Here is a 20831-nt window from a genome sequence, read left to right on the forward strand (position 1 = left end):
GACCCATGTGGGTTGGCATTGTTGAGCAGCGAAGCAGGCGATTTGGATGAGCAGAGACCCCTAGTGTCACCAATCGGTTCTACGGTCTTTGTTGGTGGCGGTACGTTAGCCATTGGGTGCGCTCAGCTAGCAATGGAGATGGGGCACGTCATCCGCGTGGCGCTGTGTGTCGACGCCATATTCCGCGATTGGGCTGCTCGCGCTAATATCTTGTGTGTCGCGAGCGTTGAAGAGCTCTCGATATTGCTCAACACCGAGTCAGTGGAGTGGGTGTTTTCCGTCGCCAACCCATTCGTATTGCCACCGGATGTGATGAGTCTCGTACGACGAGGCGCTTTCAACTATCATGACGGTCCATTACCGCGGTATGCTGGAGTTCATGCGACGTCTTGGGCGCTGCTGGCCCAAGAGACCGAATATGCCATCACGTGGCATCGTATCGATGATGGTGTTGATACGGGGGACCTGGTTGTTCAGCGCCAAGTCTTGATTGCGCCCATCGACACGGCGTTAACTCTGAACCTCAAATGTTATGAGGCTGCAGTCGAGAGCTTCCGCGAGCTTTTAACCGGTCTAGCGAATGGGGCGTTAAGTAGCTGGCCGCAGGCGCTGGCGGACAGAAGTTACTTTCCGAGACGTCGACGTCCAGATGCGGCAGGCTGTCTGCGATGGGGTCGCTCCGCGCAAGATCTGTCAGCGACGACACGCGCCTTAGATTTCGGGCTGTATCATTTCAATCCGTTATGTCTGTCTAAGGCTCTTGTGGGCGATGACGTTGTCGCAGTCAGGTGCTTGGAGGTGTCGTCTGGCCGCTCGGGCTTTTCAGCGGGCTCCCTGGTTGAAGTCGACCCCGGCCATTGGCGGGTGGCGACGGGTACAAATGACGTTTATGTCTTCTTTGGCAGTTTAGGTGCTGAAGTTTTGGACGCGCAGACACTCGCACGGCGCTGCGATCTTTATGTAGGCGATCGCCTCCCGATCTTGAGCGATGACGAGGCGCGGAGCATAACCGTTGCGCACGAAATGCTGGCGCCTCGGGAGGATTTTTGGCGACAGCGGCTTCAGCAGTTCAAAATGTCGCAGCTTCCTTTTCTGTCGTCTTCAGAGGCTATGGCTTCGCCCAGATGGCAGTCGAGTTCCCGACTCATTCCAATTGCTTTGGCCGAGTTGTCGGCAGTTGATCGCACTGAACACTTGCTGAGTGCTTGGCTGATATATCTCGCCCGCATCACTGGTGAATCAGAGCTTCAATTGGGATGGACTCCCGCGCCGAGCGGATCGCGAGCCGGGTTGAAGTCGTCGATGGAGATGCTTGTTGCCTCTGTCGTGCCCATGCAAGTTACCATTGATCTTGATCGTGATTTTGCAGAGGTGCACAGGGCAATCGCCTTCGAATGCGCTCAGCTGAGGGAGAACGATAGCTTTGCGCGGGATCTTATCGTGCGCTGCCCGACGTTGCGGGGTATGGGGGCGCTACGGTCGCGCCGACCTTGGCCGATGGGCGTTACTGTTACGGAAAACAGCTGTTGCGCTGCGGATGATCTAGCTTCGAGCCCGACTTCTGAAACGGTCCTATCCGGCGATCTCTTGACGTTTGAGGTTTGCGCTCTGGATGGCAGCTTCCGATGGCACTTTGATGCAGGTCGCTTGGCTCCAAGGCAGGTCGACCGCCTGACGGAGCATTTGCAAAATTTGTTGTTTGCTGTGATGGCCGATGCGCAACAAGCGGTGGGGCGGATTGATCTGCTGTCGACTGCTGAGCGCGCGTATCTGTTGGAGGAGCTGAACCGGACGGCGGCGCCGTATCCTGAGCAGCAGTGCATCCATGAGCTGTTCGAGGAGCAGGTGCGCAAGGCGCCGGAGGCGGTGGCGGTGGTCTTCGAGGACGAGCGCCTGAGCTACGGCGAGCTCAATGCGCGGGCCAACCGGCTGGCGCATCACCTGATCGGGCTCGGGGTCAGGCCGGACCAGCCGGTGGCGATCTGCCTGGAACGCAGCCCGGCGATGGTGGTGGGGCTGTTGGCGATCCTCAAGGCGGGTGGCGCCTACCTGCCGCTGGATCCGGCCTATCCGTCGGCGCGGCTGCGCCAGGTGCTCGACGATGCCGCGCCGCAGCTGCTGCTGGCCGATGCGGCGGGACGATCGGCGCTTGGCTGCGATGCGCTGGGGGATGTGACGGTGGTCGATCTCGAGACGGCGACACCGGCCTGGGCCGAGCTGCCGGCCTCGAACCCCGACCCGCGTGCCCTCGGCCTGAGCTCACGCCATCTCGCCTATGTGATCTACACCTCAGGCTCAACAGGCACCCCAAAGGGCGTCATGGTCGAGCATCGGGGATTGGTCAATCTTGTAGCATGGCATGTGCAAACGTTTTGTCCGCAACCAGAAACCAGCTGTGCACTCACAGCTGGAATGGCATTCGATGCCAGCACTTGGGAGCTATGGTCTGCGTTGTACAACCGCAGCACATTGCTGCTCCCGCCCAGAGCACCGGCCGGAGATTCTCTACTTCGACTGCTGCTGAAGTGGTGGCGTGATCAATCGCTGGGAGTTGGCTTTTTGATCACGCCGCTGGCCACGATCGTGTTGGAAGATAAGCTGGTAAATTCCACATTGAAGTACTTGCTTATTGGCGGTGATCGTCTCCAACGTGTGCCTGCGCCTCTACCAGCGGGTCTAAAGCTAATAAACAACTATGGGCCTACGGAAGCTACGGTCGTAGCGACCTCGGGACGGCTCTTCGTCGAAGACGTAGTGCCGCATATCGGCCGTCCGATTGCCAACACGCGAGTGTATCTGCTGGACGGTCATGGTGCGCCGGTTCCGTTTGGGGCGGTGGGGGAGCTTTACATTGGCGGGGCGGGGGTTGCGCGGGGCTATCTGAACCGGCCCGCGCTGACGGCGGAGCGGTTCATCGCCAGCCCCTTTGTGGAGGGCGACCGGCTGTACCGGACCGGGGATCTTGCGCGGTACTTGCCGGACGGCAATCTGGAGTTCCTGGGCCGCAACGACGAGCAGGTGAAGATCCGCGGCTTCCGGATCGAGCCCGGGGAGATTGCGGCGCGGCTTTGCGAGCACCCGTTGGTGCGCGAGGCGGTGGTGGTGGCGCAACAGGATGGCGCCGGCGACAAGCATCTTGTGGCCTATCTGGTGTGCGCGCCCGAGGCCGGCTCGGACGAGGAAGATGGAAGCACGTTGGCCGGCGCCTTGCGCGCGCATGTGAGTGCGCGGCTGCCGGACTACATGGTGCCCTCGGCGTTCGTGCGGCTATCGGGGCTGCCCGTGACGCCGAACGGCAAGCTGGATCGCAAGGCGCTGCCGGCGCCGGAAGATGATGCGTATGCGCGTCGGACGTACGAGCCGCCGCGGGGCGAGATCGAGACGGCGCTGGCCGAGATCTGGGCCGAGCTTCTGGGGCTCGAGCGGGTCGGGCGCCACGACCACTTCTTCGAACTGGGCGGCCACTCGCTGCTGGCGGTACAACTGATGGAGCGTCTGCGGCGGCTGTCGCTGGGGGTGGAGGTGCGCACCCTGTTCGCCAGGCCGGTGCTGGCCGATCTGGCCGCAAGCCTTGGGTGTCATCACGAGGTGGCGGTCCCGGCCAACCTGATCACGGCAGAGAGCAGCTCGATTACGCCGCAGATGCTGCCACTGATCGAGTTGGCGCAGGAAGAGATCGACCGGATCGTCGCCACGGTGCCCGGTGGCATCGGCAACATCCAGGACATTTATGCGTTGTCGCCGCTGCAGGACGGCATCCTGTTCCATCATCTGTTGGCGACGAAGGGCGATCCGTATCTGCTGGTCTCGCAGATGGCGTTTGCCGAGCGTGGGCTGCTGGATCGCTATCTCGCCGCGGTTCAGCGGCTGGTGGATCGGCACGACATTCTGCGTACGTCGTATGTCTGGGAGGGCCTGTCGCGCCCGGCCCAGGTGGTGTGGCGGAAGGCGCCGCTGGATGTGACCGAGGTTGAGCTGGGCTCTGGCGGTCCTGGCCACGCGCAGCTCAGGAGACGGTTTGATCCGCGCCGGCACCGCATCGATCTTGGCCGGGCGCCGCTGTTGCGGTTTGTGATTGCGCGCGAGCCCGACAGCGCGCGCTGGCTGCTTTTGGAGCTGCAGCATCATCTGATCGGGGATCATACCACGTTGGAGGTGATGCATGCCGAGGTCCGGGCTGTGCTGGAGGGACGTGAGCGTGAGCTGGCAGTCCCGCAGCCGTTCCGCAACCTGGTGGCGCAGGCGCATCTCGGCGGTGACGCCAAAGCGCATGAAGAGTTCTTTCGGACAATGCTGGCGGACATCGATGAGCCGACCACGCCGTTCGGCTTAAGCGAGGTGCGCGGCGACGGCGGCGGGGTTAATGAAGCGCATCGGATGCTGCCGCAGGCGCTGCACACGCGGCTGCGCAGCCAGGCGCGGCGGCTTGGGGTGAGCCTGGCGAGCCTATGCCATCTGGCCTGGGGGCAGGTGGTGGCGCGCAGCAGCGGCCGCGAGCAGGTGGTGTTCGGCACGTTGCTGTTCGGCCGCATGCATGGGGGCGTTGGTAGCGACCGTACCATGGGCCTGTTCATCAACACCCTGCCGCTGCGGCTTGATCTTGATGGGACCGGGGTCGAGGCGAGCGTGCGGACCACGCACGCCCGGCTGGCCGAGCTCTTGGCGCACGAGCATGCCTCGCTGGCGCTGGCGCAACGCTGCAGCGGCGTTGCGGCGCCGGCGCCGCTGTTCAGCGCGCTGTTGAACTACCGCCACAACACGCCGGCGGCAATCTCCGGCGCCGGACCGGATGATGAGCTGTCCGGCGTGGAATGGCTGGGCGGGGAGGAACGCACCAACTATCCGCTGACCTTGGCGGTGGAGGATTTTGGCGAGGCGCTCGGGCTGACGGCGCAGGTGGTGGAGGGCATCTCTGCGGAGCGGGTCTGCGGCTACATGCAGCGGGCGCTCGAGCAACTGGCCGAGGCGCTGGCGCATGCGCCGAACACGCCGGTCCGCGAACTGGATATCCTGCCACCTGCTGAGCGCGCGTATCTGTTGGAGGAGCTGAACCGGACGGCGGCGCCGTATCCTGAGCAGCAGTGCATCCATGAGCTGTTCGAGGAGCAGGTGCGCAAGGCGCCGGAGGCGGTGGCGGTGGTCTTCGAGGACGAGCGCCTGAGCTACGGCGAGCTCAATGCGCGGGCCAACCGGCTGGCGCATCACCTGATCGGGCTCGGGGTCAGGCCGGACCAGCCGGTGGCGATCTGCCTGGAACGCAGCCCGGCGATGGTGGTGGGGCTGTTGGCGATCCTCAAGGCGGGTGGCGCCTACCTGCCGCTGGATCCGGCCTATCCGTCGGCGCGGCTGCGCCAGGTGCTCGACGATGCCGCGCCGCAGCTGCTGCTGGCCGATGCGGCGGGACGATCGGCGCTTGGCTGCGATGCGCTGGGGGATGTGACGGTGGTCGATCTCGAGACGGCGACACCGGCCTGGGCCGAGCTGCCGGCCTCGAACCCCGACCCGCGTGCCCTCGGCCTGAGCTCACGCCATCTCGCCTATGTGATCTACACCTCAGGCTCAACAGGCACCCCAAAGGGCGTCATGGTCGAGCATGCCCAGATAGTTCGTTTATTCGAGGCTACCGAAAGCTGGTATGGCTTCAACGAACACGACGTATGGTGCCTGTTCCATTCCTTCTCGTTCGACTTCTCAGTTTGGGAGTTGTGGGGCGCACTGCGCTATGGTGGGCGTTTGGTTCTCGTGCCGAGCCATATGGTTCGCTCTGCTTCTGACTTCCATGATCTCATCTGCAAATCCGGCGTCACAGTTCTGAACCAGACCCCCTCGGCCTTTAAAGCTCTCATGGAGGTGAAGTCTCAGAGCAGTGTTCGAAGCCGCATTCGATATGTGGTTTTTGGTGGGGAGGCTCTGGAGCCACCGATTCTGCAGCCGTGGTATGCAAGGCATTCCGATTGCGCCCCCAAACTGATCAACATGTACGGGATTACGGAAACGACCGTGCATGTCACCTATCGGCCGCTTGATCAGTCTGACACTTCCAACTCGGGTAGTCCGATTGGAGGGCGCATCCCCGATCTTCGGTTGTACGTGTTGGATCGATTTGGCCAGCCGGTTCCGTTTGGGGCGGTGGGGGAGCTTTACATTGGCGGGGCGGGGGTTGCGCGGGGCTATCTGAACCGGCCCGCGCTGACGGCGGAGCGGTTCATCGCCAGCCCCTTTGTGGAGGGCGACCGGCTGTACCGGACCGGGGATCTTGCGCGGTACTTGCCGGACGGCAATCTGGAGTTCCTGGGCCGCAACGACGAGCAGGTGAAGATCCGCGGCTTCCGGATCGAGCCCGGGGAGATTGCGGCGCGGCTTTGCGAGCACCCGTTGGTGCGCGAGGCGGTGGTGGTGGCGCAACAGGATGGCGCCGGCGACAAGCATCTTGTGGCCTATGTGGTTGCGGCGGCGGAGCATGCGGCCGAAGCTGCGGAAGTTGATCTTGCCGGCACCTTGCGGGCGCATGTCAGTGTGCGCTTGCCGGAGCACATGGTGCCGGCTGCGTTTGTGCGGCTCGCGGTGCTGCCCGTGACGCCGAACGGCAAGCTGGATCGCAAGGCGCTGCCGGCGCCGGAAGATGATGCGTATGCGCGTCGGACGTACGAGCCGCCGCGGGGCGAGATCGAGACGGCGCTGGCCGAGATCTGGGCCGAGCTTCTGGGGCTCGAGCGGGTCGGGCGCCACGACCACTTCTTCGAACTGGGCGGCCACTCGCTGCTGGCGGTACGGTTGCTGAGCCGGCTGTCGCAGGCTGTGGGTGTAGCGCTGCCGCTGACGATGCTGTTTGGCAAACCAGTGCTGGCCGATCTGGCGGAGAGCATTGCCGAGGTGTTGGGTCGGACCGGTCCACAAGACCTGCCGGCCGTAGCGGCTGTGTCTCGCGAAGCGCCCCTTGTGCTGTCGTTTGCGCAACAGCGGCTGTGGTTTTTGGCGCAGCTGGATGCGGGCAGCACGACCTATCACATTCCGCTAGCGTGGCGGCTACGCGGCGTGCTCGACCGCACCGCCTGGCAGCGCAGCCTTGACCGTTTGTTGGCACGTCATGAGGCGCTGCGGAGCATCTTTGTCACCTCGGAGGGCAAGCCCTGGGTTGAGGTGCTGCCGCCGGAGGCGCCGCTGCCGGTGCTGGAGCATGATCTGCGGGACAGGCCAGACGCAGAGGCCGCGTTGTCGGAGCTGTGCAAGGAGGAGGCGCGCACGGCGTTCGATCTGGTGCGCGGCCCGCTGATCCGCGGTCGGTTGATCCGCACCTCCGATGAGGAGCATGTGTTCCTGCTGACGCAGCATCATATTATCTCGGACGGCTGGTCGCTGGGCGTCTTGGTGCGTGAACTCAATCAGCTGTACCGGGCGTTCGTGGCCGGAGAAGACGATCCGCTGCCGCCGCTTGCGATCCAGTATCCGGACTATGCTGCCTGGCAGCGGCGGTGGCTGTCGGGGGAGCGGCTGCAGAGCCAGGCGCAGTATTGGCGCAACACCCTGGCTGGCGCGCCGGCCCGTCTTGCCTTGCCAACGGACCGGCCGCGGCCGGCCCAGCAGTCGTTTGCCGGGGCCCGTGTGCCTGTCATCATCGATGCGGATCTGACACGAGATTTAAAGCGGCTGAGCCGGCAGCGTGGCACGACGTTGTTCATGACGGTGTTGGCGGCGTGGGCCGCGGTGCTGTCGCGCCTGTCGGGGCAGGACGATCTTGTGATTGGGGTGCCGAGCGCCAATCGAGTCCGGTGCGAGATCGAAGAGTTGATCGGCTTCTTCGTGAACACCCTGGCGCTTCGGCTTGACCTGTCTGGCGCGCCGAGCGTGGCGGAGCTGTTGGAACGGACGCGGCGTGTGGCCTTGGGAGCGCAGGAGCATCAGGACCTGCCGTTTGAGCAGGTGGTGGATATCGTGCAGCCGCCGCGGCATCTTGATCACACGCCGTTGTTCCAGGTGATGCTGGCTTGGGAGAATAACGCCACTCAGTCCTTCGATCTTCCCGGGCTGATGGTGCAGGCGGCGGCGGATGGGTACGATCAGGTCAAGTTTGATCTGGAGCTGAACCTGGGTGAGCATGGCGAGGTCATCGCCGGAACGCTGGGCTATGCTACGGCGCTATTCGATCAAGTGACCATTGAGCGGCAGCGTGGTTATCTGCTGGCGCTGCTGCGGGCGATGGCTGCCGATGCGCAACAAGCGGTGGGGCGGATTGATCTGCTGTCGACTGCTGAGCGCGCGTATCTGTTGGAGGAGCTGAACCGGACGGCGGCGCCGTATCCTGAGCAGCAGTGCATCCATGAGCTGTTCGAGGAGCAGGTGCGCAAGGCGCCGGAGGCGGTGGCGGTGGTCTTCGAGGACGAGCGCCTGAGCTACGGCGAGCTCAATGCGCGGGCCAACCGGCTGGCGCATCACCTGATCGGGCTCGGGGTCAGGCCGGACCAGCCGGTGGCGATCTGCCTGGAACGCAGCCCGGCGATGGTGGTGGGGCTGTTGGCGATCCTCAAGGCGGGTGGCGCCTACCTGCCGCTGGATCCGGCCTATCCGTCGGCGCGGCTGCGCCAGGTGCTCGACGATGCCGCGCCGCAGCTGCTGCTGGCCGATGCGGCGGGACGATCGGCGCTTGGCTGCGATGCGCTGGGGGATGTGACGGTGGTCGATCTCGAGACGGCGACACCGGCCTGGGCCGAGCTGCCGGCCTCGAACCCCGACCCGCGTGCCCTCGGCCTGAGCTCACGCCATCTCGCCTATGTGATCTACACCTCAGGCTCAACAGGCACCCCAAAGGGCGTCATGGTCGAGCATCGGGGATTGGTCAATCTGGGGTTGGCTCAGATCGTGCTTTTTGGCGTTTGTTCGAACAGCCGAGTGGTGCAGTTCGCCTCCTTTAGTTTTGATGCCAGTGCGTGGGAAATTGTCATGGCATTTGGCTCAGGAGCCGCATTGCATTTGCTTGCGGATGAGCTCCGTCAATCGACTAAAGAGCTATCGGATTATCTGCGAAACGAAGCCATCACGCATGCGACGTTGCCTCCAGCATTGCTTCAGGGAAGCCAGAATCTGGAATATTTGGCGCCGCAACTTCTCATTCTTGCTGGAGAGCTCCCGAGGGCCGAACTTATCCGAGGCCTGCCTGCAGCATCTATTGTGAACGCCTATGGACCTACCGAAGCAACAGTCTGCGCGACGACCTGGAGTTGCCCGGATGATTTTGATGGCGCAGCTGTCCCGATCGGCCGTCCGATTGCCAACACGCGAGTGTATCTGCTGGACGGTCATGGTGCGCCGGTTCCGTTTGGGGCGGTGGGGGAGCTTTACATTGGCGGGGCGGGAGTTGCGCGGGGCTATCTGAACCGGCCCGCGCTGACGGCGGAGCGGTTCATCGCCAGCCCCTTTGTGGAGGGCGACCGGCTGTACCGGACCGGGGATCTTGCGCGGTACTTGCCGGACGGCAATCTGGAGTTCCTGGGCCGCAACGACGAGCAGGTGAAGATCCGCGGCTTCCGGATCGAGCCCGGGGAGATTGCGGCGCGGCTTTGCGAGCACCCGTTGGTGCGCGAGGCGGTGGTGGTGGCGCAACAGGATGGCGCCGGCGACAAGCATCTTGTGGCCTATCTGGTGTGCGCGCCCGAGGCCGGCTCGGACGAGGAAGATGGAAGCACGTTGGCCGGCGCCTTGCGCGCGCATGTGAGTGCGCGGCTGCCGGACTACATGGTGCCCTCGGCGTTCGTGCGGCTATCGGGGCTGCCCGTGACGCCGAACGGCAAGCTGGATCGCAAGGCGCTGCCGGCGCCGGAAGATGATGCGTATGCGCGTCGGACGTACGAGCCGCCGCGGGGCGAGATCGAGACGGCGCTGGCCGAGATCTGGGCCGAGCTTCTGGGGCTCGAGCGGGTCGGGCGCCACGACCACTTCTTCGAACTGGGCGGCCACTCGCTGCTGGCGGTACAACTGATGGAGCGTCTGCGGCGGCTGTCGCTGGGGGTGGAGGTGCGCACCCTGTTCGCCAGGCCGGTGCTGGCCGATCTGGCCGCAAGCCTTGGGTGTCATCACGAGGTGGCGGTCCCGGCCAACCTGATCACGGCAGAGAGCAGCTCGATTACGCCGCAGATGCTGCCACTGATCGAGTTGGCGCAGGAAGAGATCGACCGGATCGTCGCCACGGTGCCCGGTGGCATCGGCAACATCCAGGACATTTATGCGTTGTCGCCGCTGCAGGACGGCATCCTGTTCCATCATCTGTTGGCGACGAAGGGCGATCCGTATCTGCTGGTCTCGCAGATGGCGTTTGCCGAGCGTGGGCTGCTGGATCGCTATCTCGCCGCGGTTCAGCGGCTGGTGGATCGGCACGACATTCTGCGTACGTCGTATGTCTGGGAGGGCCTGTCGCGCCCGGCCCAGGTGGTGTGGCGGAAGGCGCCGCTGGATGTGACCGAGGTTGAGCTGGGCTCTGGCGGTCCTGGCCACGCGCAGCTCAGGAGACGGTTTGATCCGCGCCGGCACCGCATCGATCTTGGCCGGGCGCCGCTGTTGCGGTTTGTGATTGCGCGCGAGCCCGACAGCGCGCGCTGGCTGCTTTTGGAGCTGCAGCATCATCTGATCGGGGATCATACCACGTTGGAGGTGATGCATGCCGAGGTCCGGGCTGTGCTGGAGGGACGTGAGCGTGAGCTGGCAGTCCCGCAGCCGTTCCGCAACCTGGTGGCGCAGGCGCATCTCGGCGGTGACGCCAAAGCGCATGAAGAGTTCTTTCGGACGATGCTGGCGGACATCGATGAGCCGACCACGCCGTTCGGCTTAAGCGAGGTGCGCGGCGACGGCGGCGGGGTTAATGAAGCGCATCAGATGCTGCCGCAGGCGCTGCACACGCGGCTGCGCAGCCAGGCGCGGCGGCTTGGGGTGAGCCTGGCGAGCCTATGCCATCTGGCCTGGGGGCAGGTGGTGGCGCGCAGCAGCGGCCGCGAGCAGGTGGTGTTCGGCACGTTGCTGTTCGGCCGCATGCATGGGGGCGTTGGTAGCGACCGTACCATGGGCCTGTTCATCAACACCCTGCCGCTGCGGCTTGATCTTGATGGGACCGGGGTCGAGGCGAGCGTGCGGACCACGCACGCCCGGCTGGCCGAGCTCTTGGCGCACGAGCATGCCTCGCTGGCGCTGGCGCAACGCTGCAGCGGCGTTGCGGCGCCGGCGCCGCTGTTCAGCGCGCTGTTGAACTACCGCCACAACACGCCGGCGGCAATCTCCGGCGCCGGACCGGATGATGAGCTGTCCGGCGTGGAATGGCTGGGCGGGGAGGAACGCACCAACTATCCGCTGACCTTGGCGGTGGAGGATTTTGGCGAGGCGCTCGGGCTGACGGCGCAGGTGGTGGAGGGCATCTCTGCGGAGCGGGTCTGCGGCTACATGCAGCGGGCGCTCGAGCAACTGGCCGAGGCGCTGGCGCATGCGCCGAACACGCCGGTCCGCGAACTGGATATCCTGCCACCTGCTGAGCGCGCGTATCTGTTGGAGGAGCTGAACCGGACGGCGGCGCCGTATCCTGAGCAGCAGTGCATCCATGAGCTGTTCGAGGAGCAGGTGCGCAAGGCGCCGGAGGCGGTGGCGGTGGTCTTCGAGGACGAGCGCCTGAGCTACGGCGAGCTCAATGCGCGGGCCAACCGGCTGGCGCATCACCTGATCGGGCTCGGGGTCAGGCCGGACCAGCCGGTGGCGATCTGCCTGGAACGCAGCCCGGCGATGGTGGTGGGGCTGTTGGCGATCCTCAAGGCGGGTGGCGCCTACCTGCCGCTGGATCCGGCCTATCCGTCGGCGCGGCTGCGCCAGGTGCTCGACGATGCCGCGCCGCAGCTGCTGCTGGCCGATGCGGCGGGACGATCGGCGCTTGGCTGCGATGCGCTGGGGGATGTGACGGTGGTCGATCTCGAGACGGCGACACCGGCCTGGGCCGAGCTGCCGGCCTCGAACCCCGACCCGCGTGCCCTCGGCCTGAGCTCACGCCATCTCGCCTATGTGATCTACACCTCAGGCTCAACAGGCACCCCAAAGGGCGTCATGGTCGAGCATCGGGGATTGGTCAATCTTGTAGCATGGCATGTGCAAACGTTTTGTCCGCAACCAGAAACCAGCTGTGCACTCACAGCTGGAATGGCATTCGATGCCAGCACTTGGGAGCTATGGTCTGCGTTGTACAACCGCAGCACATTGCTGCTCCCGCCCAGAGCACCGGCCGGAGATTCTCTACTTCTGCTGAAGTGGTGGCGTGATCAATCGCTGGGAGTTGGCTTTTTGATCACGCCGCTGGCCACGATCGTGTTGGAAGATAAGCTGGTAAATTCCACATTGAAGTACTTGCTTATTGGCGGTGATCGTCTCCAACGTGTGCCTGCGCCTCTACCAGCGGGTCTAAAGCTAATAAACAACTATGGGCCTACGGAAGCTACGGTCGTAGCGACCTCGGGACGGCTCTTCGTCGAAGACGTAGTGCCGCATATCGGCCGTCCGATTGCCAACACGCGAGTGTATCTGCTGGACGGTCATGGTGCGCCGGTTCCGTTTGGGGCGGTGGGGGAGCTTTACATTGGCGGGGCGGGGGTTGCGCGGGGCTATCTGAACCGGCCCGCGCTGACGGCGGAGCGGTTCATCGCCAGCCCCTTTGTGGAGGGCGACCGGCTGTACCGGACCGGGGATCTTGCGCGGTACTTGCCGGACGGCAATCTGGAGTTCCTGGGCCGCAACGACGAGCAGGTGAAGATCCGCGGCTTCCGGATCGAGCCCGGGGAGATTGCGGCGCGGCTTTGCGAGCACCCGTTGGTGCGCGAGGCGGTGGTGGTGGCGCAACAGGATGGCGCCGGCGACAAGCATCTTGTGGCCTATCTGGTGTGCGCGCCCGAGGCCGGCTCGGACGAGGAAGATGGAAGCACGTTGGCCGGCGCCTTGCGCGCGCATGTGAGTGCGCGGCTGCCGGACTACATGGTGCCCTCGGCGTTCGTGCGGCTATCGGGGCTGCCCGTGACGCCGAACGGCAAGCTGGATCGCAAGGCGCTGCCGGCGCCGGAAGATGATGCGTATGCGCGTCGGACGTACGAGCCGCCGCGGGGCGAGATCGAGACGGCGCTGGCCGAGATCTGGGCCGAGCTTCTGGGGCTCGAGCGGGTCGGGCGCCACGACCACTTCTTCGAACTGGGCGGCCACTCGCTGCTGGCGGTACAACTGATGGAGCGTCTGCGGCGGCTGTCGCTGGGGGTGGAGGTGCGCACCCTGTTCGCCAGGCCGGTGCTGGCCGATCTGGCCGCAAGCCTTGGGTGTCATCACGAGGTGGCGGTCCCGGCCAACCTGATCACGGCAGAGAGCAGCTCGATTACGCCGCAGATGCTGCCACTGATCGAGTTGGCGCAGGAAGAGATCGACCGGATCGTCGCCACGGTGCCCGGTGGCATCGGCAACATCCAGGACATTTATGCGTTGTCGCCGCTGCAGGACGGCATCCTGTTCCATCATCTGTTGGCGACGAAGGGCGATCCGTATCTGCTGGTCTCGCAGATGGCGTTTGCCGAGCGTGGGCTGCTGGATCGCTATCTCGCCGCGGTTCAGCGGCTGGTGGATCGGCACGACATTCTGCGTACGTCGTATGTCTGGGAGGGCCTGTCGCGCCCGGCCCAGGTGGTGTGGCGGAAGGCGCCGCTGGATGTGACCGAGGTTGAGCTGGGCTCTGGCGGTCCTGGCCACGCGCAGCTCAGGAGACGGTTTGATCCGCGCCGGCACCGCATCGATCTTGGCCGGGCGCCGCTGTTGCGGTTTGTGATTGCGCGCGAGCCCGACAGCGCGCGCTGGCTGCTTTTGGAGCTGCAGCATCATCTGATCGGGGATCATACCACGTTGGAGGTGATGCATGCCGAGGTCCGGGCTGTGCTGGAGGGACGTGAGCGTGAGCTGGCAGTCCCGCAGCCGTTCCGCAACCTGGTGGCGCAGGCGCATCTCGGCGGTGACGCCAAAGCGCATGAAGAGTTCTTTCGGACGATGCTGGCGGACATCGATGAGCCGACCACGCCGTTCGGCTTAAGCGAGGTGCGCGGCGACGGCGGCGGGGTTAATGAAGCGCATCGGATGCTGCCGCAGGCGCTGCACACGCGGCTGCGCAGCCAGGCGCGGCGGCTTGGGGTGAGCCTGGCGAGCCTATGCCATCTGGCCTGGGGGCAGGTGGTGGCGCGCAGCAGCGGCCGCGAGCAGGTGGTGTTCGGCACGTTGCTGTTCGGCCGCATGCATGGGGGCGTTGGTAGCGACCGTACCATGGGCCTGTTCATCAACACCCTGCCGCTGCGGCTTGATCTTGATGGGACCGGGGTCGAGGCGAGCGTGCGGACCACGCACGCCCGGCTGGCCGAGCTCTTGGCGCACGAGCATGCCTCGCTGGCGCTGGCGCAACGCTGCAGCGGCGTTGCGGCGCCGGCGCCGCTGTTCAGCGCGCTGTTGAACTACCGCCACAACACGCCGGCGGCAATCTCCGGCGCCGGACCGGATGATGAGCTGTCCGGCGTGGAATGGCTGGGCGGGGAGGAACGCACCAACTATCCGCTGACCTTGGCGGTGGAGGATTTTGGCGAGGCGCTCGGGCTGACGGCGCAGGTGGTGGAGGGCATCTCTGCGGAGCGGGTCTGCGGCTACATGCAGCGGGCGCTCGAGCAACTGGCCGAGGCGCTGGCGCATGCGCCGAACACGCCGGTCCGCGAACTGGATATCCTGCCACCTGCTGAGCGCGCGTATCTGTTGGAGGAGCTGAACCGGACGGCGGCGCCGTATCCTGAGCAGCAGTGCATCCATGAGCTGTTCGAGGAGCAGGTGCGCAAGGCGCCGGAGGCGGTGGCGGTGGTCTTCGAGGACGAGCGCCTGAGCTACGGCGAGCTCAATGCGCGGGCCAACCGGCTGGCGCATCACCTGATCGGGCTCGGGGTCAGGCCGGACCAGCCGGTGGCGATCTGCCTGGAACGCAGCCCGGCGATGGGTGGTGGGGCTGTTGGCGATCCTCAAGGCGGGTGGCGCCTACCTGCCGCTGGATCCGGCCTATCCGTCGGCGCGGCTGCGCCAGGTGCTCGACGATGCCGCGCCGCAGCTGCTGCTGGCCGATGCGGCGGGACGATCGGCGCTTGGCTGCGATGCGCTGGGGGATGTGACGGTGGTCGATCTCGAGACGGCGACACCGGCCTGGGCCGAGCTGCCGGCCTCGAACCCCGACCCGCGTGCCCTCGGCCTGAGCTCACGCCATCTCGCCTATGTGATCTACACCTCAGGCTCAACAGGCACCCCAAAGGGCGTCGAAATGTCTCACTGCTCGCTTTTGAATTTGCTCTCGTGCTCGCCGGAAAGTGGTTCGCCAAAACGACGCACCCTTCAGTTTACAACCCTGAACTTCGACGTGGCGTTGCAGGAATTGTTCAGTTGCTGGAGAGACGGTGGCGTGCTCGCGCTCGTGCGGGAAGAGACCCGTGCGGACGTCTCCGCCTTACTGGAGCTTGTGCGGGGTGAGGAAATCGAGCGGCTTTTCCTTCCATTTGTCGCGCTTGACCATTTTGCGGAAGTCTGGGCCTCGCAGCGAGTGCTGTTCCCCTCCTTAAGCGAGATCTATACGGCGGGTGAGCAATTGCGGGCCACCCCAGTGCTCAGGTCGTTGTTTGAAGCACACCCAAGCGCGAGGTTGATGAATCAGTATGGGCCGGCAGAAACCCACGTAGTCACGGAACACCGTCTTCCTGCTGACCCATCATGCTGGCCGCAATTGCCTCCGATCGGCCGTCCGATTGCGAACACGCGAGTGTATCTGCTGGACGGTCATGATGCGCCGGTTCCGTTTGGGGCGGTGGGGGAGCTTTACATTGGCGGGGCGGGGGTTGCGCGGGGCTATCTGAACCGGCCCGCGCTGACGGCGGAGCGGTTCATCGCCAGCCCCTTTGTGGAGGGCGACCGGCTGTACCGGACCGGGGATCTTGCGCGGTACTTGCCGGACGGCAATCTGGAGTTCCTGGGCCGCAACGACGAGCAGGTGAAGATCCGCGGCTTCCGGATCGAGCCCGGGGAGATTGCGGCGCGGCTTTGCGAGCACCCGTTGGTGCGCGAGGCGGTGGTGGTGGCGCAACAGGATGGCGCCGGCGACAAGCATCTTGTGGCCTATGTGGTTGCGGCGGCGGAGCATGCGGCCGAAGCTGCGGAAGTTGATCTTGCCGGCACCTTGCGGGCGCATGTCAGTGTGCGCTTGCCGGAGCACATGGTGCCGGCTGCGTTTGTGCGGCTCGCGGTGCTGCCCGTGACGCCGAACGGCAAGCTGGATCGCAAGGCGCTGCCGGCGCCGGAAGATGATGCGTATGCGCGTCGGACGTACGAGCCGCCGCGGGGCGAGATCGAGACGGCGCTGGCCGAGATCTGGGCCGAGCTTCTGGGGCTCGAGCGGGTCGGGCGCCACGACCACTTCTTCGAACTGGGCGGCCACTCGCTGCTGGCGGTACGGTTGCTGAGCCGGCTGTCGCAGGCTGTGGGTGTAGCGCTGCCGCTGACGATGCTGTTTGGCAAACCAGTGCTGGCCGATCTGGCGGAGAGCATTGCCGAGGTGTTGGGTCGGACCGGTCCACAAGACCTGCCGGCCGTAGCGGCTGTGTCTCGCGAAGCGCCCCTTGTGCTGTCGTTTGCGCAACAGCGGCTGTGGTTTTTGGCGCAGCTGGATGCGGGCAGCACGACCTATCACATTCCGCTAGCGTGGCGGCTACGCGGCGTGCTCGACCGCACCGCCTGGCAGCGCAGCCTTGACCGTTTGTTGGCACGTCATGAGGCGCTGCGGAGCATCTTTGTCACCTCGGAGGGCAAGCCCTGGGTTGAGGTGCTGCCGCCGGAGGCGCCGCTGCCGGTGCTGGAGCATGATCTGCGGGACAGGCCAGACGCAGAGGCCGCGTTGTCGGAGCTGTGCAAGGAGGAGGCGCGCACGGCGTTCGATCTGGTGCGCGGCCCGCTGATCCGCGGTCGGTTGATCCGCACCTCCGATGAGGAGCATGTGTTCCTGCTGACGCAGCATCATATTATCTCGGACGGCTGGTCGCTGGGCGTCTTGGTGCGTGAACTCAATCAGCTGTACCGGGCGTTCGTGGCCGGAGAAGACGATCCGCTGCCGCCGCTTGCGATCCAGTATCCGGACTATGCTGCCTGGCAGCGGCGGTGGCTGTCGGGGGAGCGGCTGCAGAGCCAGGCGCAGTATTGGCGCAACACCCTGGCTGGCGCGCCGGCCCGTCTTGCCTTGCCAACGGACCGGCCGCGGCCGGCCCAGCAGTCGTTTGCCGGGGCCCGTGTGCCTGTCATCATCGATGCGGATCTGACACGAGATTTAAAGCGGCTGAGCCGGCAGCGTGGCACGACGTTGTTCATGACGGTGTTGGCGGCGTGGGCCGCGGTGCTGTCGCGCCTGTCGGGGCAGGACGATCTTGTGATTGGGGTGCCGAGCGCCAATCGAGTCCGGTGCGAGATCGAAGAGTTGATCGGCTTCTTCGTGAACACCCTGGCGCTTCGGCTTGACCTGTCTGGCGCGCCGAGCGTGGCGGAGCTGTTGGAACGGACGCGGCGTGTGGCCTTGGGAGCGCAGGAGCATCAGGACCTGCCGTTTGAGCAGGTGGTGGATATCGTGCAGCCGCCGCGGCATCTTGATCACACGCCGTTGTTCCAGGTGATGCTGGCTTGGGAGAATAACGCCACTCAGTCCTTCGATCTTCCCGGGCTGATGGTGCAGGCGGCGGCGGATGGGTACGATCAGGTCAAGTTTGATCTGGAGCTGAACCTGGGTGAGCATGGCGAGGTCATCGCCGGAACGCTGGGCTATGCTACGGCGCTATTCGATCAAGTGACCATTGAGCGGCAGCGTGGTTATCTGCTGGCGCTGCTGCGGGCGATGGCTGCCGATGCGCAACAAGCGGTGGGGCGGATTGATCTGCTGTCGACTGCTGAGCGCGCGTATCTGTTGGAGGAGCTGAACCGGACGGCGGCGCCGTATCCTGAGCAGCAGTGCATCCATGAGCTGTTCGAGGAGCAGGTGCGCAAGGCGCCGGAGGCGGTGGCGGTGGTCTTCGAGGACGAGCGCCTGAGCTACGGCGAGCTCAATGCGCGGGCCAACCGGCTGGCGCATCACCTGATCGGGCTCGGGGTCAGGCCGGACCAGCCGGTGGCGATCTGCCTGGAACGCAGCCCGGCGATGGTGGTGGGGCTGTTGGCGATCCTCAAGGCGGGTGGCGCCTACCTGCCGCTGGATCCGGCCTATCCGTCGGCGCGGCTGCGCCAGGTGCTCGACGATGCCGCGCCGCAGCTGCTGCTGGCCGATGCGGCGGGACGATCGGCGCTTGGCTGCGATGCGCTGGGGGATGTGACGGTGGTCGATCTCGAGACGGCGACACCGGCCTGGGCCGAGCTGCCGGCCTCGAACCCCGACCCGCGTGCCCTCGGCCTGAGCTCACGCCATCTCGCCTATGTGATCTACACCTCAGGCTCAACAGGCACCCCAAAGGGCGTCATGGTCGAGCATCGGGGATTGGTCAATCTTGTAGCATGGCATGTGCAAACGTTTTGTCCGCAACCAGAAACCAGCTGTGCACTCACAGCTGGAATGGCATTCGATGCCAGCACTTGGGAGCTATGGTCTGCGTTGTACAACCGCAGCACATTGCTGCTCCCGCCCAGAGCACCGGCCGGAGATTCTCTACTTCTGCTGAAGTGGTGGCGTGATCAATCGCTGGGAGTTGGCTTTTTGATCACGCCGCTGGCCACGATCGTGTTGGAAGATAAGCTGGTAAATTCCACATTGAAGTACTTGCTTATTGGCGGTGATCGTCTCCAACGTGTGCCTGCGCCTCTACCAGCGGGTCTAAAGCTAATAAACAACTATGGGCCTACGGAAGCTACGGTCGTAGCGACCTCGGGACGGCTCTTCGTCGAAGACGTAGTGCCGCATATCGGCCGTCCGATTGCCAACACGCGAGTGTATCTGCTGGACGGTCATGGTGCGCCGGTTCCGTTTGGGGCGGTGGGGGAGCTTTACATTGGCGGGGCGGGGGTTGCGCGGGGCTATCTGAACCGGCCCGCGCTGACGGCGGAGCGGTTCATCGCCAGCCCCTTTGTGGAGGGCGACCGGCTGTACCGGACCGGGGATCTTGCGCGGTACTTGCCGGACGGCAATCTGGAGTTCCTGGGCCGCAACGACGAGCAGGTGAAGATCCGCGGCTTCCGGATCGAGCCCGGGGAGATTGCGGCGCGGCTTTGCGAGCACCCGTTGGTGCGCGAGGCGGTGGTGGTGGCGCAACAGGATGGCGCCGGCGACAAGCATCTTGTGGCCTATCTGGTGTGCGCGCCCGAGGCCGGCTCGGACGAGGAAGATGGAAGCACGTTGGCCGGCGCCTTGCGCGCGCATGTGAGTGCGCGGCTGCCGGACTACATGGTGCCCTCGGCGTTCGTGCGGCTATCGGGGCTGCCGCTGACGGTGAACGGCAAGCTGGATCGCAAGGCGCTGCCGGCGCCGGAAGATGATGCGTATGCGCGTCGGACGTACGAGCCGCCGCGGGGCGAGATCGAGACGGCGCTGGCCGAGATCTGGGCCGAGCTTCTGGGGCTCGAGCGGGTCGGGCGCCACGACAATTTCTTCGAACTCGGCGGACACTCGCTGCTGGCGGTGCAGTTGCTCAGTCGCGCAGTCGATCTCGGGATCAAGTTCAGCGCCGCCGACCTCTTTCAAGCCCCCGCTCTAAAGGAACTTGCATCGAACGTTCATTTGGAATCTCAGCCCAGCAGGTCGGGACTGATTTGTGTTCGAGAAACCGGATCGCAGCCGCCGCTGTTCTTTGTTCCCACAGGTTTGGGCGATTGCTCCTATATCGCCAGTTTGGCGCAAGAAATGGATGTCGACTGTCCTGTCTACGGTTTGCCATGGCCGCAATTCAGTGCAGCTCAATTTCCAACTGTTCAAGAGATCGCCTCGCAAGCTAGGATGGCGATTCGCGAGATCCAGCCGCGAGGTCCATATCGGTTCTCTGGATACTCATCAGGAGGAATCTTGGCTTATGCAATTGCGCAGCAGCTACTAAAGCTCAACGAAGCTGTTTCCTTCATCGGCCTAATTGACGTTGTTTTATTTGCAAATGCATCAAGGACATCACCCACCCACATGATACAAGAAGTACTGCTGGAATCTCTCGAATTAGATGACGAGAAGTTCGAAATCCTCGACCGCTTCGCTGGACAAAATTCAATTTCCCGACTGCTTGAAAAGGCTCAGAGAATTGGGGCGATCCCTCTGGATCGTGATCTCCGCAATGACATTCTGACGTATGAAAGGGCCACGCAGTTCCAACGGGCGCTGGCCTTGTATCAAGTTCCGTCCCTTCCGGTTGAGATACACCAATTCTACGCGAACCGACCTCTTAGCCGTCGGACACGTTCTCGAAAAACTTCGCTAGGTCCAGAAGCAAGTTCGCCTTTGCGGGGTTGGGACCGGATTTTGAGTGCGGAGACCATTCATGCCGTGCCAATTCCAGGCGACCATGTGACTATGATGAGTGTCCCGGAAAACCGCCAAGTTCTGGCTCGACGCCTATCAACGACCTTAAACAGCTCATCGATGCCAGATCGTGTCCCTGAGCATGGTGTAACTGGCGGTGGGACATCGCGTTCGCCGGCGAGGGCCGGACTGGTCAGCTGGCGGTCGCCGGAAGGCTGACGCTTGGATGCTGACGCGGGCGCCTCGTGAGCTGCGCGACGCATTCGACCAAAAAGAGCTCGAGGAACCACTCAAAGTCGTCACG

At 64.4% G+C, this 20831-nt stretch carries 1 protein-coding gene and 3 pseudogenes; all 4 read left to right on the forward strand.

Going from position 1 to position 20831, the window contains the following annotated elements:
* Positions 1 to 138 precede the first annotated feature (138 nt).
* Positions 139 to 8205 (forward strand): annotated as a pseudogene (locus ABIF91_RS00860) (amino acid adenylation domain-containing protein); the annotation flags it as partial.
* Positions 8206 to 8385: 180 nt separating this feature from the next.
* Positions 8386 to 9744 (forward strand): annotated as a pseudogene (locus tag ABIF91_RS00865) (amino acid adenylation domain-containing protein); the annotation flags it as partial.
* Between the two features lie 186 nt (positions 9745 to 9930).
* A pseudogene (locus tag ABIF91_RS00870) lies at positions 9931 to 14949 on the forward strand (amino acid adenylation domain-containing protein); the annotation flags it as partial.
* Positions 14950 to 15028: 79 nt separating this feature from the next.
* Positions 15029 to 20746, forward strand: coding sequence for an amino acid adenylation domain-containing protein (locus ABIF91_RS00875; protein WP_424578681.1), 5718 nt, complete (start codon positions 15029 to 15031; stop codon positions 20744 to 20746).
* The last annotated feature ends 85 nt before the right edge of the window (positions 20747 to 20831 follow it).

Origin of the sequence: Bradyrhizobium sp. USDA 241, assembly GCF_049739505.1 — a bacterium.
Taxonomy (GTDB): domain Bacteria; phylum Pseudomonadota; class Alphaproteobacteria; order Rhizobiales; family Xanthobacteraceae; genus Bradyrhizobium; species Bradyrhizobium liaoningense.